At 47.1% G+C, this 24,949-nt stretch carries 20 protein-coding genes; all 20 read right to left on the bottom strand.

Annotation, left to right across the window (positions count from 1 at the left end; translation table 11 throughout):
- On the bottom strand, nt 1–387 hold a 387-nt coding region (locus VIN66_RS08120; protein WP_331923504.1), incomplete at its 3' end, for a DUF1302 family protein.
- 320 nt (nt 388–707) lie between these two features.
- Nucleotides 708–929, bottom strand: a complete 222-nt coding sequence (locus VIN66_RS08115; protein WP_331923503.1) for a DUF2835 family protein — start codon at nt 927–929, stop codon at nt 708–710.
- Nucleotides 929–3,514, bottom strand: a complete 2,586-nt coding sequence (gene pepN / locus VIN66_RS08110; RefSeq protein ID WP_331923502.1) for an aminopeptidase N — start codon at nt 3,512–3,514, stop codon at nt 929–931. Before pepN ends, VIN66_RS08115 begins: the two co-directional genes overlap by 1 nt.
- 77 nt (nt 3,515–3,591) lie before the next feature.
- Complete coding sequence (gene nhaC / locus VIN66_RS08105) at nt 3,592–5,061, bottom strand: Na+/H+ antiporter NhaC (RefSeq protein WP_331923501.1); 1,470 nt, start codon at nt 5,059–5,061, stop codon at nt 3,592–3,594.
- 64 nt (nt 5,062–5,125) lie between these two features.
- Nucleotides 5,126–6,457: a sodium-dependent transporter gene (locus VIN66_RS08100; RefSeq protein WP_331923500.1), complete on the bottom strand. Its 1,332-nt coding sequence runs from the start codon at nt 6,455–6,457 to the stop codon at nt 5,126–5,128.
- 79 nt (nt 6,458–6,536) lie between these two features.
- Nucleotides 6,537–8,561, bottom strand: a complete 2,025-nt coding sequence (gene prc, locus VIN66_RS08095; protein ID WP_331923499.1) for a carboxy terminal-processing peptidase — start codon at nt 8,559–8,561, stop codon at nt 6,537–6,539.
- 17 nt (nt 8,562–8,578) lie between these two features.
- The gene (gene proQ, locus VIN66_RS08090) at nt 8,579–9,280 is read right to left on the bottom strand and encodes an RNA chaperone ProQ (RefSeq protein WP_331923498.1); all 702 of its coding nucleotides are present in this window, start codon (nt 9,278–9,280) and stop codon (nt 8,579–8,581) included.
- Nucleotides 9,267–9,575, bottom strand: coding sequence for a hypothetical protein (locus VIN66_RS08085; RefSeq protein ID WP_331923497.1), 309 nt, complete (start codon nt 9,573–9,575; stop codon nt 9,267–9,269). The genes proQ and VIN66_RS08085 overlap by 14 nt, the downstream gene beginning before the upstream one ends.
- Entirely contained in the window at nt 9,572–10,045 is a 474-nt protein-coding gene (locus tag VIN66_RS08080; protein ID WP_331923496.1) for a GAF domain-containing protein, read from the bottom strand. The genes VIN66_RS08085 and VIN66_RS08080 overlap by 4 nt, the downstream gene beginning before the upstream one ends.
- 157 nt (nt 10,046–10,202) lie before the next feature.
- Nucleotides 10,203–12,026 (bottom strand): protein kinase domain-containing protein, encoded by a 1,824-nt coding sequence (locus VIN66_RS08075; RefSeq protein ID WP_331923495.1) that lies wholly within the window; start codon nt 12,024–12,026, stop codon nt 10,203–10,205.
- An 84-nt stretch (nt 12,027–12,110) separates the two neighbouring features.
- On the bottom strand, nt 12,111–13,667 hold the full coding sequence (locus tag VIN66_RS08070; protein ID WP_331923494.1) for a dihydrolipoyllysine-residue acetyltransferase: 1,557 nt from the start codon (nt 13,665–13,667) through the stop codon (nt 12,111–12,113).
- Between the two features lie 11 nt (nt 13,668–13,678).
- Nucleotides 13,679–14,656 (bottom strand): alpha-ketoacid dehydrogenase subunit beta, encoded by a 978-nt coding sequence (locus VIN66_RS08065; RefSeq protein WP_331923493.1) that lies wholly within the window; start codon nt 14,654–14,656, stop codon nt 13,679–13,681.
- Entirely contained in the window at nt 14,656–15,840 is a 1,185-nt protein-coding gene (locus VIN66_RS08060; RefSeq protein ID WP_331923492.1) for a thiamine pyrophosphate-dependent dehydrogenase E1 component subunit alpha, read from the bottom strand. Before VIN66_RS08060 ends, VIN66_RS08065 begins: the two co-directional genes overlap by 1 nt.
- A gap of 297 nt (nt 15,841–16,137) precedes the next feature.
- Nucleotides 16,138–17,196 carry a succinylglutamate desuccinylase gene (astE, locus tag VIN66_RS08055; RefSeq protein ID WP_331923491.1) on the bottom strand — a complete coding sequence of 353 codons (1,059 nt, stop codon included), beginning with the start codon at nt 17,194–17,196 and terminating at the stop codon, nt 16,138–16,140.
- 73 nt (nt 17,197–17,269) lie between these two features.
- Complete coding sequence (locus tag VIN66_RS08050; RefSeq protein WP_331923490.1) at nt 17,270–19,000, bottom strand: GGDEF domain-containing protein; 1,731 nt, start codon at nt 18,998–19,000, stop codon at nt 17,270–17,272.
- A gap of 13 nt (nt 19,001–19,013) precedes the next feature.
- Nucleotides 19,014–19,304: a hypothetical protein gene (locus tag VIN66_RS08045; protein WP_331923489.1), complete on the bottom strand. Its 291-nt coding sequence runs from the start codon at nt 19,302–19,304 to the stop codon at nt 19,014–19,016.
- A complete protein-coding gene (locus VIN66_RS08040; RefSeq protein WP_331923488.1) occupies nt 19,297–19,830 on the bottom strand; it encodes a GNAT family N-acetyltransferase in 534 nt (177 codons plus the stop codon). The genes VIN66_RS08045 and VIN66_RS08040 overlap by 8 nt, the downstream gene beginning before the upstream one ends.
- Before the next feature lie 5 nt (nt 19,831–19,835).
- Nucleotides 19,836–20,615 (bottom strand): SAM-dependent methyltransferase, encoded by a 780-nt coding sequence (locus VIN66_RS08035; RefSeq protein ID WP_331923487.1) that lies wholly within the window; start codon nt 20,613–20,615, stop codon nt 19,836–19,838.
- Nucleotides 20,616–20,721: 106 nt separating this feature from the next.
- The gene (locus VIN66_RS08030; RefSeq protein WP_331923486.1) at nt 20,722–23,208 is read right to left on the bottom strand and encodes a glycogen/starch/alpha-glucan phosphorylase; all 2,487 of its coding nucleotides are present in this window, start codon (nt 23,206–23,208) and stop codon (nt 20,722–20,724) included.
- 153 nt (nt 23,209–23,361) lie between these two features.
- The coding region (pgm, locus tag VIN66_RS08025) for a phosphoglucomutase (alpha-D-glucose-1,6-bisphosphate-dependent) (RefSeq protein WP_331923485.1) at nt 23,362–24,949 on the bottom strand (1,588 nt) is incomplete at its 5' end.

Genomic DNA, 24,949 nt, shown 5'->3' with positions numbered 1-24,949 from the left:
TAATTCATGCAGGCCTTTTGCCAGGCTACTGAACATATCACCGCGGTCATAGTTTAAGTTACCTGCATCACCATTGCTGGAGTACGCACCAGGCTGAGACCAAATTTGAGAGCTAGCATATACAGAGTTGAACCGCGTCGGATTAGACACATCATACCCATAGCCATCCCAATCGAACCGGGGATGATTAGCTTTACTTATCGTGTCAAAATTCCTGTCTTCCATACGCCAGCTGGCGCCGTATGAGAATGTTGAATCAAAAGTGATATTTACATCACCCAGATCCCAGGATGCGGCCTGAGCCGGAGCCAATGACAAGGCAAACAGCGCTGACGCAACACCCACTGCTAAAGGCTTTTTAGCAAAGGTTATTGACCTTTTATTCATCTTGTTTTCTCCCCCCCTGTCCCTGCAGGATTCTTAAATGTTCTTTTAGTTATATTGCTAAGCCAACTGATCCGATCTCAGCCTACTTAGCCAAAATAATTACATCATTTCAAGCTGCAAGCAAGGGCTGCCCGGCTTGAAATCTGTTGATTTGTATTCACTTTTTACAAATTTTGCTCAACTTTTAAACTGATTAATGTCTATCTGGTTTAACCTCTTCATCCGTTGTCAGCAGAGAAAACGCTAAACTTATGAAATTAAAGGCCAAACACCAGTTTTAAGCAAGTCATTGTTTTAATTCAGCGTTTAAAGTATAAGCTCTAATTAATTTTATCCAGACTGACAAAAGCGCCCTCCTCACTGACAATTAACCGAAACCGGCCGCGAATGCCATCACTGCCAATGAAGCGTTGAAAGTGCTTGAACAGCAACTGTACGCGTTCACCATTGTCTGTCGTGACAATGACGTTCTTAATATCGCCACGATAATAACCATAGCATTGTTCAGCGCTGAGCATGGCATTAAAAAAATAGCGGCGCATTAACTAAGACTTCTACTCACTTTTTCATATACGTCGTTACTTAGCGACGAATTATCAGCCAGAGATTGCAACACAGCGCGCATTGCCTGTTGTCTGGTTTCGTCGTATCTGCGCCAGCTCAGCAAAGGTGTTATCAGCCTGGCAGCAACCTGGGGATTAATTGCATCCATTTTGGCGACGGCATACTGCAACAACTGATAACCTTTGCCGTCGGTGCTGTGGAACTGTTTCGGATTCCTCATGCTGAAGGCTGAAAACAACGCTCTTACCCGATTCGGATTCTTCCAGCTGAACAACGGATGGTTTTGCATCTTGTCGATACTGGCAAAAACCTGTTCAGACGGCTCAGTCGCCGCCAAACCAAAAGCTTTATCCATTACCAGAGCGTCACTCTGCCAGCGCTGGCTAAAATCCGCGAGCAGTTCAGTAAACGTCTTGCTCTGTGCTTGCTGACTGGCACTCAGTGCTGCAATAGTGTCCGACATATTGTCTGCCTGATGATAATGCGTACTCAGTAGCTGCTGGCTGTGTTGTTGCAGCGCAATATAGCTAAGACACAAGGCGCGTAGGCGACGGTTACCGACAGACACCTCATCATACTGATAAGCTGATACCGGCACTTGCTGATAGCAGCTGATAAAGTGGCTTTGCAATCTGTCAGCGATAATTTGCCTGAACTGTTCCAGCGCCGACAATATGCCGTCTACCGGGATCTGCTGATATTGCTCAGCCAGACTGTCGAAATCTGGCAATGATAGCAGTTCTGCTATTAGCGACTTATCATCGCCGGGTTGCTGCAACCAGCTTTGCAGCATTTGAAACAGCGCTGCTGGTAAAACATCTTCTGCACTTTTCCCAGCGATCAACTGGGCGACCTTACGCCCCCAGAACTGTTGCATCGCATCCCAACGGGCAACACCGTCAGTGGCAAAGGCAGCAATATGCAACAGTGCCTCATCTGAGCTTTGTTGCTGCAGTTTTACCGGCGCGGAAAAGTGTTCCAGCCACACTACAACCGGTTCATTGCTAATGTCGCTGAATGTAAAAGTCTGCTCTTTTTCCGTTAGCATCAGAAGATGAGATTGTTTTTCACCGCCGGCCAGTAGTAACTCAATCCGTACCGGTATCTGCAGTGCCTGTTTTTCAGTTTGATCTGCTGTTGCCGCAGTGTACTGGCTTAGCGCTAAGGTAAGCGTTTGTCTGACGGTATCATATTGCTGACTGGCAGTGACTTGCGGAGTGCCCGACTGGCTATACCATAGCGCGAAGTGGGTTAAGTCGTATCCGTTGGCATCCTGCATCGACTGAATAAAATCGTCACAGGTCGCCGCCTGGCCATCATGTCGTTTTAAATACAACGCCATCCCCCGGGCAAAGCCATCCTTACCCAGTATCGTCTGCAGCATACGAATAACCTCAGCGCCTTTATCGTAAACAGTTACGGTATAGAAGTTATTCATCTCTAGTACTGACTCAGGCCGGATCGGATGAGCCATAGGGCTTGCATCTTCTGCAAACTGCGCCGTGCGGATCAGTTTCACCGCATCTATCCGGCATAGTGTCGCTGAGCCCATGTCCGCGCTGAACTCCTGATCACGAAATACGGTTAAACCCTCTTTCAGACTCAACTGAAACCAGTCACGGCACGTTACCCGGTTTCCCGTCCAGTTATGAAAATATTCATGGCCGATAATAGATTCAATATTAAAATAGTCACGATCTGTAGCGGTTGCTGTTTCTGCCAGTACATATTTGCTGTTAAAAACATTCAGGCCTTTGTTTTCCATCGCCCCCATGTTGAAGAAATCTGTTGCTACGACCATATAGATGTCCAGGTCGTATTCCAGATTAAAACGCTGCTCATCCCAACGCATAGCGCGCTTCAGTGCCTGCAGCGCAAAGCCGCCTCTATGGGCCTGGCCTTTGTCAACAAACAGCTGCAATGTAACGTCACGGCCAGACGCTGTAACGAAACTGTCTTCGAGTAAATCGTAATCACCGGCAACCAGCGCAAACAAGTAGCAAGGCTTGGGGAATGGATCATGCCACTGCACTATCCGGCTGCCATCTGCCGTTATATGCTCGGCAATTTTGTTGCCATTGGACAGCAAGTAAGGATAGCTGGCCGCAGCTGCTTTAATTGTTACCCGGTATTCGCTCAGCACATCTGGTCTATCCAGGAAATAGCTAATACGGCGAAATCCCTCAGCCTCACACTGGGTACAATAACTTTCGCCGGCCATATACAGGCCTTCAAGTGCCGTATTCTCTGCCGGTGCGATCTGTGTCACTATCGTCAACTCAAATGCATCAGGAACGGCAGGTATTGTCAGACTTTCACTATTCAATTCATATTGCGCAGCGCTAAGCGGTGTACCGTCTATCAATACCCGAAGCAGCTTAAGATGCTGGCCATCAAGTTTCAGTGCAGCATCAGCGGTTTGACGTCTTAGCTGCATTACAGATGTGACGATGGTTGCGCCGCTGTCCAATTCAAAATGCAGGTCAATAGTGGGGATAAGGAATGGCGGTGGCTGGTAATCATGCCGCGACTTTGCCTGCCGGTTTTGCTGCTCTGTTGACATTTCAGTGTCCTGCTAAATAGTATTTAGTTTCTCAAAGTATACTGACAAAAAAGCCTGAATTATTCAGGCTTTTCGTATCAGGCTTTTGCCGCCAGGTCCTTCGCGACGGAATCCGGTGGCGTCAGCCGTAAGATTTTAATCCCACAGTATGCGTAAATAATGGCCAGCACCGGATTAATCAGGTTAAAAAAAGCGTAAACCGCGTAATCGAGCGGGCTGACTTGCAACACACTGTGCATATAAGCACCACAAGTGTTCCATGGGATAAGCGGGCTGGTAATAGTACCACCGTCTTCCAGTGTTCTGGACAGGTTAACCGGCGCCAGATTGCGCCGCTCATATTCCTCTTTAAACATACGCCCTGGCATCACTATTGACATGTACTGGTCCGCCGTCAGCACGTTTGTGACAAAACACGTCGCAATAGTACTGGTGATAAGCGAGCCGGTGCTTTTGGCAAAAAACAGAATAGACTGAACAAACTTGCGTAACAGCCCGATCTTTTCAATGGTTGCACCAAACATCATCGCACAAAATACCAGCCAGATAGTATTTAACATACTGGCCATACCGCCGCCGCTTAACAGGTCATTCAGGCTGGCATTGCCGGTATCAATCGTAAAACCGGCATGAAAAATGTGCCAAACCAGTTTCAAACTTGCCAGCGCATAGCTAATATCCTGTTCAACCAGTCTTGTCATCAGATCCTGCTGAAACAACACTGCCCACAGTGCACCTAACAGCGCACCGATAAAAACGGTCGGGAATGCCGGTACCTTCTTCACGGCCATGGCTAACAAGACAAATAAAGGGATCAGCGCAGTAAAATTTATTGAAAAGTTTTGCTGTAGTACGGTACTGATTTCATTAATTCTGTCAAAATCGGCACTGACATCTGTGCTAAAACCGATGATGGTAAATAAAATCAGCGCTATTGCAAAACTGGGTACAGTGGTCCACAGCATATGACGGATGTGGTCAAATAAATCAGACCCGGCCACTGCCGGTGCTAAATTCGTGGTTTCACTCAACGGGGATATTTTGTCTCCAAAATAGGCGCCCGACACTATAGCGCCTGCGGTAATTGCCGGAGATAACCCAAGACCTTGTGCAACACCTATCAGGGCGACACCGATAGTCGCAGCTGTTGTCCAGGAGCTGCCAATACTCATCGCGACAATGCCACACAAAAGACAGCTGGCGGCAAAAAACCAGCTTGGACTTAACAGCTGTAATCCATAGTAAATCAGTGTTGGTACTGTGCCGGATAACATCCATGTACCAATTAATGCGCCAACCGATAATAAAATCAGCACAGCGCCGAGTGACAATGAAATGCCTTTAACCATGGCTTTTTCAATAACAGCCCAACGATAGCCGTTTTTTAAACCTATTACGACAGCTACCGCTGTCGCCATAAACAAAGCAATCTGATTGGGTCCGTATGATGAGTTATCACCAAACAGATAGACTGATGCTGAGAGTAGAATTACCAGTACGATGAGCGGAATAGAGGCATCAAGAAAACTGGGTTGTTTTTCAGACATTGTGTTGCTCCGGTTGATGAAGGGCGTCGCCATGCCCTTCACTCTGCTTTTGTTATATTTTTAGTTATAGCGAACGGTAAAACATCAGTAAGATCACCACCGGGCAAACAAACCTGACATACCAAGGCCAGATGCGCCAGAACAAAGAGTGCTCTGCGTTACTGTCCCCTTTTTTCAGCTCCTGTAGTATCTCATTACGCTTCCAAACCCAACCGGCGAAAATACATAGCATCAAGCCTAACAAAGGCTGACTGTATCTTGTGGTTAGCGCGATAACAAAACCAAACAGCGTTGAGAAATTCAGAATAATAATAACACTGGCAGCAAAGATAATTGCGGCAATCAACCAGACTGCTTTGTGCCGACTGACATTTTTATTCTCGACCACATAAGACACCGGAACTTCCAGCATCGAAATAGATGACGTTAATGAAGCTATCGACATCAGCAGGAAAAACGCCAGCGCGACAAACAAACCAACCAATCCCATGGTATCGAACAGCGACGGCAATACGGCAAAAATCAGCGTGTCCTCTGCCAGTAAACGGCCGTCTTCGGCAAATATCTGTACGCCATTATGCAAAGCTACATACATCGCCGGGATAATCAGTAATCCGGCCAACACTGCTACGCCAATATCGATAAGAGATACTGCTGCGCCTAACTTTGGCAGGTTTTCTTTGTGGCTGACATAAGAGCCATAGATAAGCATGGTGCCAACACCTAAAGACATCGAGAAAAAGGCTTGCCCCATGGCACTAATCAGTAAATCCGGATTCAATACCTGTGAAAAATCAGGTAACAGATACACTTTAAGCCCATCGACTGCGCCATCTTGCGTCATTACATAGCCGAATAACAAAATCATGATAGCAAACAGCGTAGGCATCAATCGCACCGACCAACGCTCTATACCTTTTACTACTCCGCCGCTGACAATACCGACTGTCAGTAACATAAACAGCCCACAAAATATAATATTCCGGCTAACAGACTGTGACACCAACCATTGCGCGGTTTCTTCCAATCCCGCCAGACTGGCAACAGCCTCCAGCGTGTAGGCAAGCATCCAGCCGCCGACTATGCCGTAAAACGCCAGGATAAGCGACACCGTAACGATACCCCACATGCCAACCAACCTGCCGCTGATTCCCTTTGACACTTTGCCTAGCGCATCGACAACATTAGACTCGGTTGCACGGCCAATCAAAAACTCAGCCATAAGCACCGGGTAAGCCAATAAGAACGCAAGGATAAGGTACATTAAAACAAAAGCAGCGCCGCCATTGCTGGCGACCTGGGCTGGAAACCCCCATATATTCCCTAACCCAACAGCAGAACCGGATGCGGCAAGAATAAAGCCAATTCTCGAGGAGAATTCACCACGTGTAGTCATAGTAAACCTTTATAATTATTATGATTTTATTAGCAAAGGCGGTGTTGAAACCGCCTTATTTTATGATGAACTCTGTATTTTATTTTTTCGCCAGACGACTTACCATTTTAAAATCTGCCGTTATATTGGCCGCTTCTTCCAGAAACGGATCAATTTTTTCCAGCTTTTCCGGCACATCATCTAATGAAGTCACCTCTGGCATGCCAAAACGTTTCAGCCGGGCATTTACTCTGGTAAGCTGTTTTGCTTTACCTTCGTCCCTCTCTGTAACCCGTTCGACTTCTTTCAACGATACAGTTTTGTCATCCATCTGTTGCTTATATTCTGTAATATCATCCAACAGATACTTAAACTCTGGCTCTTTACCAATTCGTGCCTGATGTTTCTCTCTCAGCGCAGGTAATAAACCGGAGATATCATTCAGGCTGCTGTAACGCGCTGCATTGATCGAGTCCCACGGTAAAGCATATTCCTCTTTGCTCTCACCCCATTCTGCCGGGTCAATCGCTGTAGGGAACTGAATGTCAGGGATCACACCTTTATGCTGAGTGCTGCCACCATTAATACGGTAAAACTTGGCAATCGTGTACTGAACGCTACCTAGCGGGTTGTCAAACATATCGTAAATACGGCCAAGCCCGCGATGTTGCTGCACTGTGCCTTTGCCAAAAGTCTGCTCACCAACTATCAGCGCCCGGCCGTAGTCTTGCATTGCTGCTGCAAATATTTCTGACGCCGAAGCGCTATAGCGGTCTACCATAACGGTTAGCGGGCCTTCATAGTAACTTACGCCGTCGTTGTCCTGAGACACTGATACTTTGCCATCACCTTCACGGATTTGCACGACAGGGCCACTATCGATAAACAGCCCGGTAAGTAAAGTGGCTTCCTGCAGTGAACCACCACCATTACCACGCAGATCGATAATAATGCCATCAACCGAGCTTTCTTTCAGCTCCACCAGCAGCTTCTTAACATCATCGGCCAGATTGTTGTAGAAACCAGGAATACTGATAACCCCGATTTTCTGATCTAATTCCGACAATTGCGGCTTGAACACTTCAGCTTTCGCTGCGCGATCTTCCAGCCGGATTTTATCACGCACAATGCTGATAACCTGAGCATGGCTGGTACCAATATCATTAGCGCCGACGACCTGCAGTCGCACTGTACTGCCTTTTGGCCCTTTAATAAGATCAACCACATCATCAAGACGCCAGCCAATTACGTCGACAAACTCGGCTTTATCCTGCGCCACACCAATGATTTTATCTTTTGGCTTCAGCTTTTGCGTCAAATCCGCCGGCCCACCGGGGACCAGGCTCTGAATAACGGTATAGTCTTCGTCAGCACGAAGTACCGCTCCGATGCCTTCCAGTGACAGGTTCATTTCCTGCTGGAACCGGTCGGCGTTACGGGGAGACAGATATGAGGTATGAGCTTCAATACTGCGTGCAAACGAGTTCATGATCAGTTGAAAAACGTCTTCACTTTCGCTTTGTGTTAAACGTTTTTGGCTATTGTGATAGCGCTTTTTCAGTATAGTCTGGATTTCTTCGGCATTTTTCCCGGCCAGTTTCAGGTTCAATGCATCAAACTTGACACGCTGGCGCCATATTTCATCCAGTTCTGCCGTGCTTGTCGCCCAATTGGCTTCTTCACGATCATAGATATATTGGTCTTCAACATTAAAATCAAAGCCCTTTTCCAGCAGCTTCTGAGCATAATCAAAACGTTCGAACCGGCGCTTCAGTGTCAAATTGAACATATCAAACGCAAAGTTCAGATTACCTTTGTTGATAGCGTCGTCAAACTTATCCCGATATTGCTCAAATGTATCAATATCGGCTTTTGTCAGTACATTGCGATAGTAATCCAGATTCTTCAGATAAGTGTCGAACATCCTGGACGATAACTCATCATCAAGTTGCACGTGCGTATAATGGCCTCTGGTGAAAAGCGCTGTAATCCTTTTACTGGCAGTTGCATGTTGGACATCCTGCGCAATGGCAGGCAACACCAACGGCTCAGTTTTAGATTCAGGAGAAGCATTGACACTGAAAGCAACGATGAGGGCTGTCGCAAGTACTGATAATTTTTTCATAAGCTACTCAGAGTTGGTCAGGCTAAATATAAACTGTCCTGACGGGTTTTGATCACCATACCAGAGCCCAACTGCACAGTCACATCGTCTTTGCTGATCTCAAGCACTGTCGCCAGCATCGGGCTCTGCCCCAACTTTAACAATACTTTACCACCAACGACAACATGTTCAGCGGGTATCCTCTCCAATACAGGGGCGGCCTTTGCTGCTGGTTCTGCATCAGATACAGGTTTCTGGTTAACCTTAGTGCTTTTAGAGGCTGCAGTTGGCTTTTTGTTCGCGCTTTTTTTGTAAGCAGGTTTTTCAGCGGTTACACGGCTTTTTGCTTCGGCAACTTTTGCTTTACGCTTCTGTGCTGCTTTAGCTTTGCTCTCTTCCAACACTTTGCTGGCATGTTCCGCCTGAGAAGCATCAATCACATCTCCGGCATTGCCGTCTAAATCAATGCGGCTTACACCTTCCTTTGTCGACTCAAGATAACGCCAGCTGGAGGTATATACTCTAAGCGCCTGACGTAACTGAGTCTTGCTAACTGTCGCATCATCTTGCAGCCTTTGCGCAAGCTCCTGAAAAATACCTATTTTCAGAGGCTTAGCTTCTCCTGAAACGCTAAAACAAGCTGGAAACTTTACAGCAAGATAAGCCAGAACTTCTTTGACATTGCCGGCTTTTACATTTTGTTCGGATGGGGTGGTCATTAACGCTTCACTCTTCTTCATCTGCAGCATCCGCATTCGGAATGCCTTGTTCCAGCTGTTGGCGTACATAAGCCAACGCCCAATCAACTAACTCATCTTCATCAGCTTCAAGCAGTACAGTACCGCCACGCAGCTGATCCCAGATATCAGGTAGTAACTGCTCAACCTCTGCAGCACTTATCTCGTCAGGTAAAGTATGCCAGACGGCATGATAAACCGCATTGAGCTTATCCGTTACCAGTTCTTCTTCACCTTCCCAATCACCGACATCTGCAACATCAAACAGATAATCGTGAATAGAAATTGTATCTTTCATAACGTTGCAGCCAGATGCTGTTCGAACAGACTGATCAACTGTTGCAGGCCAGCCTGATCGTCACTGTCAAACCTGGCAAGCAACGGGCTGTCGATATCTAATACCGCAATAATTTCACCATTATGACGCAGAGGTAAAACGATTTCAGAGTTACTGGCGGCATCGCAGGCAATGTGGCCTGGAAATTCGTGTACATCTTTAACCAGCTGTACTTGCCCACTGGCGACTGCAGTACCACAGACGCCCTTACCCACCGGGATCCGTACACAAGCTACCTGCCCCTGAAATGGTCCTAATACCAGCTCACCTGAGCGCATGATATAAAACCCTGCCCAATTTAAATCGGGAAGCTGGTTAAATAATAACGCACTTAAATTCGCCATATTGGCGATAAGATCTGTTTCTTGCTCGATCAACGCCTGAGCTTGCTGGTTCAACAGGTGGTATAACGCAGTTTTTTCATTAGACATGAAGTAAGGAATTCTGATTAATGCTCAAAACCCGTACATTACTCGTTTTGCCCGTAAATTTAAACCATTTCGCGGCAAAGATTTGAGCCAGCAACAGGCATTTAACACTTTAATACAGCCGATCGAGTGAGATTTGTACATTATTTCACTGACTGTCTTATATTTTGTACGGATTAGCAGGATAGTAGTGCACCGGCAACTGAGACTGATGTGGGAAGAACCGGGTGTCTTTAAACGGTAATTTCATAAAACCGCCTACTCCTTCGCCGGTTATTTCGCTCACCTTTGTCAGGATATTTTGCAGCAGAAAGCGAAACTCCGCTTCCGCTTGTGGATCCAGCAGCCGGTAATAGCTGTGGATCTTCATATATAAACTGGTCACTTCAAAAATGATACAGCCGGTATGCCGGATTAAATTAAGGCTGGCAATATCCGCCATAATAGTGTCTGGTAGCACCAACTGCTCATCCGGGTCTTTACCATCTTCAAAGTAGGAATGTTGTTTGCTCGCATCTTCATTACTGAATACCGGTGCCAGTTGATAAGGTATCACCGCATCTGCCGGCGCCAAAAATGGCTCATTGATGCTTTGCCGGCTGATATGAATAGTGTTACGCGCATTAAATAAACAGGCTTTAAATATGCCGACTTTTGCAATTGCCCTCGCCAGTGATACAACATTATTCACTGATAAAGCAAAAGACTTAGCCAGACTGTCATCATACAGATTAAGGCTGGAGTCTATGTAAACGCCACTCGCCTGCCAGTGAATCGCCAGCCCGCCTACCACCGGATAACGCGCCAGACGACTCACTGCCGCAACAAAGGCTTTTTCTGTCTCACCCATACCCTCAAGGTAGTTTTTGTAATAACGCTCCAGCTGCACATCATCTACATAGGCAATGCCATCTTCTTCACTATGTTCCCGTAAAAATGATTTGCGCGATGAATAAACCACAGTATCAAGCTCACGCACCTGAGGGCTCACCCAGACAGGTAACATTGGTGCATCATCAAACAATTCAATAACAGGCAAAACCAGGTGTTTTAATCGTGGCATCTGCTGCAAAAAAAAGTCACCGGCCTGTGCTCTTAACTGCGCATCGTCAGACAGCATGCTGTCAAGCATAGTAGCAAACTCAACTGGCAAGCCTAAGCTGCGGGCAGGAATGGCTTTACGGCCAAACCGACAGGATTGCCCAGACGCCAATGCATACAGCGTACTGGCCACGCCTTGTTCGTCAAAGCGGGGGCTGGACAAGGCCCCAGCACGCTGTTCCGGCCCGATAAAATATACATCCCCCATTCTGGCGTTTGAACTGTGTAAATCGGCGGACATAAGCTGCATGACATTGTTAGACAAGTATTGCCCCTGTGCATCGAGCTGCGCAAACACCGACGACCCCCAGTCAATCAGGCTGACCAGGCCAGTTTGCTCATCAAATACCAGATTTGAGGGTTTGATATCACCGTGTACTATCGGCTGTAATTCGCCGTCTTTATGATGTTCACGCAGCGCCAGCAGCACGTTTGCCAGCTGACAGGCAATATCGACCAGCAATCTGGCAGGTAAACGCCCTTTGTTCAGACTAAATTGCTCAAGATCGATGCCTTTACCACGCTGCATCATCAGGATACCCTGCTTTTTAACCACCTGATAGGTGATATACCGCGGTACATTCGGATGCGTAACCTGCGACAACATATAGGCTTCATCGGCCAGCCGTTCCTGAATGTGCTGCGGTAAATTTATACGCGAAAATTTAAATACGCAGGCCTGTGCACGGCTGTCCAGCCCGGCGAAAGCGAAACCATAAGCTCCCTTACCTATCAGCTCTATCTGGCGATACCCCAGCTTTTCCAGCTCAGAGATACATAACGCTACCCAGTCTTTTAGTTTCTTAGCATCATTCGTATTAAGCAGGTAGATTGACTGCTCTTCCGGAATATAAAAGTTACGAAGCTGGTTTTTGTATTGCATCGCTTTACCTTAAATTGCGAAATAAAAAACCCACTGTGACTCAGTGGGTTTTATCAGAAAGCGACAACGGTGCCAAGTCGCTCTTTACTGCATAGCCAACAACATAGTGGCCGGTTGCTCCAGATATTGCTTCCAGAGGTTGGTAAAGCGGGCAATAGTGCCACCGTCAATCACTCGGTGATCACCGGACCAACTGATTTGCATCAGCTGACGCGCTTCTACTTCGCCTTGGGCATTAAAGCGAGGCAGAGCCTGCACTTTGCCAAGCGCTACTATCGCCACTTCCGGCTTGTTAATAATTGGCGTGGCTACGGTACCGCCCAAAGCGCCGATATTTGAAATGCTGATGGTACCGCCTTTCAAATCTGCCGGGCTAACACGACCTTCGCGTGCCTGCTCGGTTAAGCGGGTTAAGTCTTCAGCAATCTGAATAATCGATTTATGCTGGCAGCCTTTAATATTTGGCACCAACAAGCCCACTTTCGAATCTACCGCGATGCCAACGTTGTGATCATCAAAGTAAGTCAGCGCTGTGCAATCGCTGTTTACCTGGCTGTTCATGATCGGGAACTGCTTAATCGCCATTGATAACGCCTTGATAAAAAACGGCATCATCGTCAGCTTAATACCCTGCTTGGCGTACTGATCTTTTAAGCTTAACCTAAGCGCAATCAGCTCAGTCAAATCAATCTCTTCACAGTAGGTAAAATGTGGAATGGTAGACACCGACTCCACCATCTGCCTTGCCATTGCCGCTTTAATACCTTTAATTGGCTCAACCCGACTTCCGCCGCTGGCAACTGCCGGTGCAGCCGCTTTAGCTGACTGTGGTGTTGGTACAGCGACTGTGGTTTTACCTTCAGCAAAAGCGCGCACATCTTCTTTGTAAACGCGGCCTTTTTCACCACTACCCGGTACTTTCGCCAGATCAATATTAAGCTCTCGCGCCAAACGGCGTACCGCCGGACTTGCCAGCGCTTTACCATTGCTGGCAACTGTACCCGCCACAACCTGTTGTGCCGCCGCTTTTACCGCACAGCTTGCTGCCGGTGCGTTTGCTGGCGCTACCGGCGCTGCCACCGCCGCGGTACCGGCGTGAGACATGGCAAACAGTGGTGAGTGCACTTTAGCGATATCGCCTTTGGTGTAATACAGCTTAGTAACTTTACCGGAGTATTTCGCTGGAATTTGCACCAGGGCTTTGTCCGTCATTACATCGCACACCGGCTGATCTTCAACGATGTCATCACCTTCGCTTACCAGCCAGTCAACGATTTCACACTCAACAATACCCTCGCCAATATCCGGCAGGATAAAGTCTTCACTGGCGCTACCTGTAACAGAAGCCGCAACAGGCGCTGTTGGTGCCGGTTCAGCTACATCTGCTTTGGCATCTGCTGCGCCATCAACTTGCATTTCAAACAGAGGCGCATGTACTTTAGCAATGTCGCCCTTAGCGTAATACAGCTTAGTTACCACGCCATCATGTACTGCCGGAATTTGCACCAGTGCTTTGTCTGTCATCACATCGCAAACCGGCTGATCTTCTTTAATGCTATCGCCTTCAGCAACCAGCCATTCGACGATTTCACACTCAACAATACCTTCACCGATATCCGGCAGAATAAAATCTTTTTTCATCTCTGCCTCCATCAGAATTTAACTGAGCGCATAATGGCTTCGTACGTCTTTAAATGATCTGCCACGTACTCTTTTTCCAGCGCCAGCGGGTATGGCGTATCCAGACCACAAACACGTTCAATCGGGCTTTCTAAGTACAGGAAACACATTTTCTGGATCGTAGCGGCGATTTCACCGGCAAAACCACCGGTTAACGGCGCTTCATGGTTGATCACCAGACGGCCGGTTTTCTTCACCGACTCGGCTACGGTATCGGCATCCCATGGCAAAATGCTGCGCAGGTCAATCACTTCACATGACACACCTTCTTTTTCCGCCATTTCTACCGCTTTTTGCACGATTTCCATCTGCGCACCCCAGGCCAGCACAGTGACATCTTTACCCTGCTGCGTGACTTCGGCTTTGCCCAGGTCTATCTCGTAGTACTCTTCTGGCACTTCGCCCACTGATGCACGGTATAACTTCTTCGGTTCGAAGAAAATGACCGGATCCGGGCTGGCAATAGATGCAAGTAATAAGCCTTTAGCCTGATACGGATCGCGTGGGATCACCACTTTTAACCCCGGCGTATGGGCGAAATAGGCTTCCGGCGACTGACTGTGGTAATGACCACCGGCAATACCACCGCCGTACGGGCTTCTGAACACCAGGCCACCGACATTAAACTCGTTACCTGAGCGGTAGCGGAATTTTGCCGTTTCGTTGACGATCTGGTCAAACGCCGGGAAGATATAATCAGCAAACTGAATTTCGGCTACCGGTTTCATGCCCTGCGCGGCCATACCGTTGGCAAAACCGGCAATACCCTGCTCGGTCAGCGGTGTGTTAAAACAACGCGCTTTACCGTATTTTTCCTGCAGCTTACTGGTTGCACGAAATACGCCGCCAAAGTGGCCAACGTCTTCACCGAAACATACCACGCTGTCATCTTTTGCCATGGCTAAATCAAGCGCATTATTAATGGCTTGCAACATATTCATTTTGGCCATTAGTCTAATCTCCCCGCCGTTACCGGATACGCATCCGGGTATTTACGGATATGCGCTTTTAATTCATCTAATTGTTGTTGTAATGCTGGAATTGGCTCGGCATATACATCTGAAATTAAGTGCTCAATGCCTGGCTTAGCTACCTTCTCTGCCACTTTTAACGCATCAAGAATTTCAGTACGTAGCTTTTCAATGGTCGCTTTATCATCCGCCTCGTCTAACCAGCCTTTTTCAATCAACCATAAACGGTAACGTGAAATTGGGTCGTTCTGACGCCACTTCTCTTCTTCTTCCTTAGAGCGGTAACCGCTTGGATCGTCAGATGATGAATGCGCACCTAAACGGTAAGCGATAGATTCAATCAACACCGGCTCATTGTGCTCCAGCGCATATTCACGCGCCATTTTCGTCGCTTGATACACCGCTAAAATATCTGCACCATCCACACGCAGGGCTTTCATGCCATAACCCACCGCACGACAAGCTATACCATCACCGACAAACTGCTCGTTGGCCGGAGTAGATATGGCATAACCGTTATTGCGGCAGAAGAAAATCACCGGCGCTTTATGCACTGCGGCCATATTCAAACCGGCATGGAAGTCACCTTCTGATGCCGCGCCTTCGCCGAAATAACAAATAGTGGTGTTACTCAGGCCACGCAGTTTTTGTGCATAGGCATAACCACTGGCCTGTGGGATCTGTGTCCCCAGCGGCGATGAAATGGTCATGTAATAAATGTCTTTGCTACCATAATGTACCGGCATCTGGCGGCCTTTACCCAAATCTTTCTCGTTGGAGAACAGCTGGTTCATAAATTGTTCCAGCGTAAAACCACGATAACGCAGTGCACCCTGCTCACGGTATTGCGCCATGATCATGTCTTTCTCATCCAGTGCAGCAGCACTGCCAACAGTTGTTGCTTCCTCACCTAAACACTGCATGTAAAAGCTGATCCGGCCCTGACGCTGCGCGGCCAACATGCGCTCATCCAGCACGCGGATAAACACCATGGTATCGTACATTTTCAGTGCCGTGGCTTTATCCAGTTCTGGCGCTGCGGCCCCGTCATATAAGCTGCCGTCATCACGTAATATGCGCAGCGTAGGAATTTTTAACGCATCACCGGCGGTAAACTCTGCGGTGTGCACCGTGGTGATGGTGGCGTTATTTGGGTTAGTCATAGGATGTCTCTTGTTTGTTATACGTCATAGACATGTGGTTTGCGCCGTTTAGCCGCAGGCCTTAGGGCTTGCGGCTAACAGTGCTCAGCTTTTGTCGCTGCTATTTTGCGGTGTTACCGCCTCCCCGTTTGCGTTTGCATCACTGCCCACGCCGGTGTGTTCTATTAATTATCGGCGGCAACTTTACCTTTACGTAAACTGCATTGCAACCGCAAGCCCCTGCAAAATCGCCAGCCAGAGCGTACGACTGTCAGCTTAAATTTACTCTTTTTGGCTAATTCAGTACGGCCATAGCCGCTATGCCAGGTTGTCCGCTACGGTTGTCGGTACCACCATCAGCATAGCGCGCTGGCCAATAGCGACCCTGGCATTAGGGAAAATTAACGCTTCACCTTCCTGCTCGACGCGATATTCGATATCGCCATCTGTCGCCAGCACAGTACCAACAGGATAACTGGTAAAGTTTTCCACATCTTCGGCAAAGTTAAGCACAAACGCATCAGTGTGTTTATTAATAGCGCGATATACCTGATACAGCTGAAAATCTGCTTCAACAAAGGGTTCGGTTGCAACCTCGGCTTGGCTTACCAACTCCCGCAGTGTTTGCCGAGCTCTGGCAAAGCGGCTCATATCATTTTGCCCAAACGGGCGCACCTTACCCAGCTCAATGGTAAAGGCATCAGCGCCATGCGTATTGGCGGCGTAGTAGCTAAAGGTTGAGGCAGGAGTCTGCATTAACAGCACTGTCGTGACATCACACTCACGTAAAAATTCGAACTGGGCTTTTTGCCACGGCTTGCCGTGTAAAAACGGATACACAGCAAATTTTTCAAAGCGTGAACCGCGAATGGCGGTATGTAAATCATACAAATGGAGGTTACGCGGAACCATTTCGGTTACGCGTTTATCGCCATAGAAGCGGCTAACGTAGTCTTCTAGCGCCTTTGCCCGCAGGCGCTCAGCATTCACCAGCCCCTCGCCCATACTATGATGGCCGGAAAACAGACGGTTTAGGTTTTCAGTAATTTCGCGTTTACCAGCATTGATGGCTGGAGGGTTACCAAACAGTACCAGTAAGCGGTGCTCTAGTGTTAACTTGCCCAGGATCAGGTCTTGTACCAGCTCAGCACAAATCTCAATTGGCGCCGTTTCGTTTCCATGCACGCCACAGGATAAAACGATGTCTTTGTGCGTTAAAGTTGCAGGTTCAAAACAAATAACGCCGGTGTCCCATACGCTGACCCGGGTATCGTCTGACAAGTCGAACTGAAAAGGCTCAAGGCTATCCGGGTGAGTCAGGGTAAGCTTTAGAAAATCACCCTGTGTAAGTAGTTGTTCTGATAATGACTTGGGCATGCGCCAACTCCCTGTTGTGAGATTGGCGCCAATTCTAGCGCATTAACAATCTCAGACAACATCAGAGATAGCGTTATTCAGAAAAAGTAGCAACCTGATTTCGTCCGGCCGCTTTAGCACTGTACATTGCGCTATCGGCATCAGCCAGCAACTGCTTTAACAGATAGCCGGAGTTGTCCGACCCGCTCACCCCGAAGCTCGCACTGAGCGAAAACTGTTTTCCGCTATCGGCGGTATCTATGCCTGCGATGGCATCGCGGCAAATCTCAGCCAGCAATACGGCTTTATCTGTCTGACAACCAGGCAGCACAACGGCAAACTCTTCTCCGCCAATACGACCAAACACATCGTTATTACGCATAAAATTGCGGCACGTTTTCACGACTGCACGCAATGCCCAATCGCCGGCTGCATGGCCGTGGGTATCGTTAATATCTTTAAAGTAATCCAGATCAAACAGGATAAGCGCCACAGGCTTGGCATTATTTTCGCAATAATCCAACGCGACTTTAGCCTGATTATTAAAATGATAGCGATTGCTGATGCCGGTAAGTTGATCGTACTCCGCAATCTTCTTAAACCGGTTACGCCCCGTTAAGCCGCGATATGCCAAAACCGTTGCAAGCACCAAGACTGATGCTAAAGCGAGCATAATTAGTCTATTTTGTTTTACTTCCTGCTCATATATGTTTTTTTGTAGAAACAGCAATTCGTTATCTTTATCCAACAAAGCAATCCGTTGGTTTTTTACTGCCAGTTCGCCTTCAGCCTGATAATAAGCTAACTGCTGACTCATTTTGTCATCACTGTATCTTTTATTAAGCAGTACTTGTTGCTCTAGAAAACCTAAAGCTGACTGAAAGTCGCCTCGTTGTTTCTCCAGTTCCACTAACAAAGTGTACAGCTCGACATGCGCCAGGCTAACATCTATACCTTCGAGTTGTTTCAGAGCTTCAAATGCGTACTTGCGTGCTAAATCTGTTTTGTTACTTGCAAAATAGGACTTTGCTGCAACGGTCCATATACCAGCAATCAAAATAGGATAATTTGTTGCGGTCACATCATCAGATATCATTGAAAACAGGTCAAGAACCTTAGCATGCTTAGCCATACTGCTAAGTGCCAGCATTTTTTCACGCTGCATAATTAGCTCAGGGATATTTTCATTTACTGAGTGACAGCCACTTATCGCATCGTCAATATCTGCAAAAAAAACGTCCATCTTGTTCAGCTTGAATAAAGATGACAAACGATGAACCTGTAACCGACAGACAGTTTTTGCATCAGTTACAGATCTGAGCAACAGTTCAGAATAAAACAATGAGATATCATAACGCTCTATTTCGTTGTATAGCATGGCAATATTCGCTACTGCTTGCGACTTGGCGGCGATGTCACTGACCAAATTCAGTTGCTGATCAATATAGGCCAACATCAAAAACGCTTTCAGATAATCTCTTGAAAGAATGTATAAATTTACTGCCAGTACACGAGCTCTAAATGCGTATATCCCCTTGCTCTCAGAGTTTATAAGCTGCTCGATTTGTTCCAATGCTTGCGGATAGTCTCCTGCCAAAGTTTTGTCATACCCTTTTAATAGCAGAAAATACTTACGTTCCTCCTCACTAAAACGCTCAAATGAAGACTCAAGCTCCGATAAACCGGAGCTAAAGCCTTTGTAATCGCTTAAACGAATATCTTCAAGCTTCTGCAAAACTAACATCGTTTCTGATGTCTCAGCATATGCAGATAAAACACTACTGCACAGCAAAGCAATAGCAAACCATGTACTTCGCAGAAACATCGTCGTTGCTACCCTAAGCGCTAACTTTTATGGACTGAGGGTTTTGCTCTGGATCATCATCTTCATCAGGCACAGGTTCATCTAACGGAGCATCAGCAGGTTCAGGTTGGTTCACCATGCATACAACCTTGTTTCTGACTCCCAGCAACATTTCCAACTGAGTAGTATCTTTGCTAGAAATAGCCTGTTGGATATCAGCATCCAGATCGAGTGGATTTAATACCGAATTAATCTCACTTTGTTGCATACCAGCAGTAAAAGCTGTCTTCCCCAACGTTTCCAGTACTTCAATTACATTATTCATTCTTATTTCCCCACGATGATTGACACAAAGTATGCTTATTTAACATGTATGTGTGTTCTAATTCAGTCTTGTAAAATCCCAACGATATTGCACGGTTAACCGCAGCTTTATTCTCGGCGTTAATCTTACATACGACCGGCAAACCAGAGTACCGTTTTAGCAACTTAATACAAACATTTTTTATGACAGCCTTAGCAAGTCCACAATTGTGATATTTATCAAACAACATAATACCGATCTCGACACAATCTTGAGCTGGTGATATGTAAAGAGAGAATACACCCGCCCGTTCATCGGTTGGAAGCGCGGAAATATGCAAAAACAGCTGTTCAGTAATAGTTCTATTACTAACTTTAATCGCCTGCATGGCACTTTGATAAGCTGCCTCCGCTTTTAACGGAGCGCCGATATTTGCCATAGTCTGCTTATTCGAGAACAGTTCAATGTAAGTTTCTGCTGTAGGCAGCATCAACACACTAAGCCGAAAAAGCTCAGTTTCAGCAATAAAGTCTTTTGGATTCAGCATAAAAACTACACGCAATGAGATGCCAGTTTTCTTAACACTTCTACATTCCGCTCTAGTTTCTTAGCAGGGGGAATGACCAAAGTAGTTTTCATATCCAAATGCGAGGAATATAAGTCTTTTAACTTTATACTCTCAACGCGCTTATCCTGGAAAGGCAAGGCTACAGCTTCATATAAAATAACGTCATGCTCAACAGGGTAGTTTTCATACAGTAATTCTACAAGCACTTTCAGATACGAGCTTGAAGCATCAAACTTGCTCAATGAACGGTCTCCAGCAACTGCCACTTGCCATAAAATCAAATAAGCGCCAGTATCGATCCTGCGTTTGTAAAACATAAACTGGCTGGTTTCATAATGCTGACAGCCATAAGTACCGGGATCTATGCCCAAATCTGCATAAAGACAATCTTCCGCCGATATTCCCGGCTCCATATGTGCTTTAAAGCCAAGTTCACGCGCTTGTTTAATGGCATTGTGCGGAACCCAGGCAAATACGCCAGGGTGGCCATAAAAAGCCCCTACTACCTTTTTACCGGCTTTTACTTCGGCGAGGAGCGCGGCCACCATTTCCCGGTAGGTAATCATGCGTGATTTACCTTCCAGATAATAAGGCTGTAATGAGCGCACATCGGCGTTCATCTGTTCAATCCATTTTTCGGTAATGCCGTCAGCAACCAATACAAAAACGACATCTGCCTGCTCAATGTAGCTACGTGATAAAGGGCTGATATGCGAACCCAGTGTCATACCGGTGCCAACACAAACTAAACTACCTGTTTGCAAAACATGTTCCTTATTTTTTGTTATTTCTAAGCACTATAAAGTGCTTAGTCTCTGACGGGCAATAAGAGTGTTACAAAAAAAGGCCTGTCACTGACAGGCCTTTTTGCTATTTCACTGTTATGCTGCACTTTTTGAGTTGCCAGACCCTGCTGACATAGTCTTCAATCGAGCGGTCCGATGTAAACTTACCTACGGATGCGGTGTTCAGCATCGCTTTTTTCGCCCAGCCGGCCTGGTCGCGATACCAGGAATCAACTTTTTCATGTGCTTTAACGTAGCTTTCAAAGTCAGCCAGCACCAGATAAGGGTCGCCGCCTTCTAATAAACTGCGTTTAATCGCAGACAGCTCCCCAGGCTTACCCGGGGTGAAGTAGTCGGTTTCCAGCCAGTCCAGAATGGCTTTAATCTCGGGATTTGCATAGTAGTAATCAGCACTGTTATAACCTTTAGCATGCAGCGCTTTTACTTCATCTACCGTTAAACCGAAAATGGCGATGTTGTCGCTACCCACTTCTTCAGCAATTTCGATATTGGCACCGTCCAGCGTACCGACGGTAATAGCACCGTTTAACGCCAGTTTCATATTGCCTGTGCCTGACGCCTCTTTACCTGCAGTAGATATTTGCTCCGATACATCGGCAGCCGGGATCATCTTCTCGGCCAGCGTTACACGGTAGTTTGGCATGAATACCACTTTAAGCCGGTTTTTTACCCGTTTATCGTGGTTAATTTTCTCTGCCACCTTATTAATGGCATAGATGATCTCTTTCGCCAGCTTGTAGCCCGGCGCCGCTTTAGCGCCGAACAGGAATACCCGGGGTACCATATCGTAGTCCGGATCCTGCAGAATACGGCGGTACAGTGCCAGTATATGCAACAGGTTCAGGTGCTGGCGTTTGTACTCATGCAGGCGCTTGATCTGGATATCAAAAATGGCATGAGGGTCGATATCAATCTGGGTTAGCTTTTTAACCACCGTTGCCAACTCGGCTTTGTTTTGCTGTTTTATCGCCATAAAACTCTGCTGTACAGCAGGATCATCAGCAAAAGCAGCGAACTTAGACAACTGCTTAAGATCGGTTGGCCAATTATCACCAATTTTACTGTCGAGCAGTTTCGCCAGCTTTGGATTACAGGCTTTCAGCCAGCGCCGTGGCGTTACACCGTTAGTCACGTTAGTGAACTTATCCGGCCATAGCGCTACCATTTCAGGGAACAGGTCTGATTTCACCAGTTGTGAGTGAATTTCAGCCACGCCGTTTACCTTAAAAGAACCCACTACAGATAAGTGCCCCATCCGCACCATAGGATCATGGCCTTCTTCAATGATGGACAGCTTACGTTTTTTATCGTTGTCGCCTGGCCATAACACATCGACCTGCTCTATCAGGAAGCGACGGTTAATCTCGTAGATAATCTCCAGATGACGGGGTAACACTTTTTCGAACAATCTGACCGGCCATTTTTCCAGCGCTTCAGGCAGCAGCGTATGGTTGGTATAGGCAAATACATGCTGGCAGATATTCCACGCCTGATCCCACTGCATTTCTGCGCGGTCAACCAGAATACGCATCAGCTCGGGAATAGATACAGCAGGGTGCGTATCATTTAGCTGGATCACGACCTGCTTGGCAAAGTCGCTCCAGTCATCGCCATGCGCCCGCTTATACCGGCGGATAATATCTTTTAGTGAACAGGAAACGAAAAAGTACTGCTGAATAAGCCGCAGCTCTTTACCGGCGTCCGTTTCATCATTCGGATACAGTACTTTAGAGATGGTTTCCGCTTCGATATTTTCCCGTGCCGCATCGATATAACCGCCAGAGTTAAACACATCCCAGTTAAAGAAATCACTGGCCCTGCTCTCCCATAGCCGCAGTACATTAACTGAGCTGCCGTTGTAGCCAACGATCGGAATATCCCATGGCACACCTTTAATAATACGACCCGGGTGCCAGACTTTTTTCATTTTGCCCTGCAGATCGTAAACGGTCTCGACATAGCCATAAACAGATATTTCCTGCACGGATTCAGGCCGGCAAATCTCCCAAGGGTTGCCATATTCACGCCAGCTATCCGGCCGCTCAATCTGGCGTCCATCCTGGAAGCTCTGTTGAAACAAGCCATGCTCGTAGTGAATGCCATAACCAATGGCCGGATAATTCAGCGTCGCCAACGAGTCGATAAAACATGCAGCTAAACGGCCAAGACCACCATTGCCCAGCGCCATGTCTTCTTCCTGATCTTCCAGATCAGCGATATTCAGCCCAAGCTCTGCCAACGCCTGTTTAGCCTGTTCATACAAGCCCAGATTATGCAGGTTATTGCTAAACAGCCGGCCCATCAGATACTCAAGGCTAAAGTAATGCAGGGCCCGGGTGTTTTGTTCGTAATGCGTCCGCTGGGTATTACGTAAACCGTCATACACCTGCTCATTCACTGCGGCACAAGTTGCACGCCACCACGCTTGCGGGCTGGCTTTGTTTACGTCGGTACCCAGTGTCGAATGTAAATGACGGATAATTTGCTCTTTAAGTTGCTCGGTATTTATCTGGCTCACACCGGTACTGGCAGAAACAGTTTGTTTTTTCATTACAAATCCTGATTAGTTAATGCCTGAATTTTCAACAAAATAGCGGCATATGTAGAATTATTACAAAAAAATACCCTATGTCCTGTCTTATAGCAAAATAAACAGCATTACCTGAAACTTAGTTACATTTTAATTTTTATATAATTCAATCAGTTACATTTTACTGAATACGTATTCAACGAAAGCCTTGGCGTCATGCTCTAACTGTAGCAGATGCGCCTGATCGACAAAGCTCTCGAGATAAATTTTGTAAGCGTTTTCGGTACCTGATGGCCGCGCGGCAAACCAGCCATTACGGGTCACCACTTTCACACCGCCGATATCAGCCTGATTGCCTTCAGCCTTAGTGAGTACCGCTAAGATGTCGTCACCTGCCAGCGTCGTTTGTGTAACACTGCTGACATCAAGCTTTTTCAGCGCAGCCTTCTGCTCACTGCTGGCTGGTGCATCGAGCCGACGGTACAGTGGCGAGCCCAACTCTTTGGTCAGTGCCTGATACTGCTGATATGGATCTACACCTGTTTTGGCCAGTATTTCAGCGGCTAGCAGGCCTAAAATGATACCATCTTTGTCTGTAGACCAAACTGTGCCATCAAAGCGCAGGAAACTGGCACCGGCGCTTTCTTCGCCACCAAAAGCCACTTCGCCTTTGTGTAAGCCGCTGACAAACCACTTAAAGCCAACAGGTACCTCGTATAAATTACGGCCACGTGCGGCCACCACACGGTCAATTAGTGCACTGGATACCAGTGTTTTACCAATCGCTAAGCTGGTATCCCAATCAGGCCGGTTCGCCAACAGGTAATTAATCGCCACCGCCAGATAATGATTAGGGTTCATCAAACCACCACTGCGGGTAACTATACCGTGCCGGTCGAAATCGGGGTCGTTACCAATGGCGATATCAAACTGGTCTTTTAACTGAATTAAATTCGCCATCGCGTAAGCAGATGAGCAGTCCATGCGGATTTGCCCATCTTTATCCAGCGGCATAAAAGCAAAGGCCGGGTCAACTTTATCATTAACGACAGTAATATTTACGCCGTAACGCTCAGCGATGCGTGACCAGTATGCCAGGCCGGAGCCACCTAACGGGTCAACACCAATGCGGATGCCGGCTTTAGCAATCGCAGCCATATCCACAACATTTTCCAGATCGTCAACATAATGCTGAATGTAATCTATATGCTGGCAGTAACCGGACTGTAATGCCAACGCATATGGCATCATTCTGACACCTTCGAGTTCTTTCGCCAGCAATTCATTGGCACGTTGCTCAATCCAATTAGTGACATCACTGTCGGCAGGTCCGCCATGGGGTGGATTGTATTTAATGCCACCATCCTGCGGCGGATTATGTGAAGGCGTAATAACTATGCCATCTGCCAGGCGATTATCAGCGTCTTTGTTCTGCGTCAGAATGGCGTGTGAAATAACAGGTGTAGGCGTGTAGCCCAGATCTTTTTGAATACAGACCTGGATTTTGTTGGCAATCAGTACCTCTAAAGCACTGGCAAAGGCCGCTTCTGATAAAGCATGTGTATCTTTACCCAGAAACAAGGGGCCGGTGATCCCCTGCTTTTTGCGATAATCCGCTATAGCCTGGCAAATAGCCAGCACATGAGGCTCATTAAATGAACAGTGCAGTGCGCTGCCCCGATGCCCGGAAGTGCCAAAACTGACCTTATGCTCCGGATGCAAATGCACATCGGGCTCCAACACATAATAAGCCGTCATCAGG

Source organism: Rheinheimera sp., from assembly GCF_036568245.1.
Lineage (GTDB): Bacteria > Pseudomonadota > Gammaproteobacteria > Enterobacterales > Alteromonadaceae > Alishewanella.
Note: the sequence above shows the minus strand (reverse complement) of the source record. Positions and strands in the feature narration are given on the sequence as shown.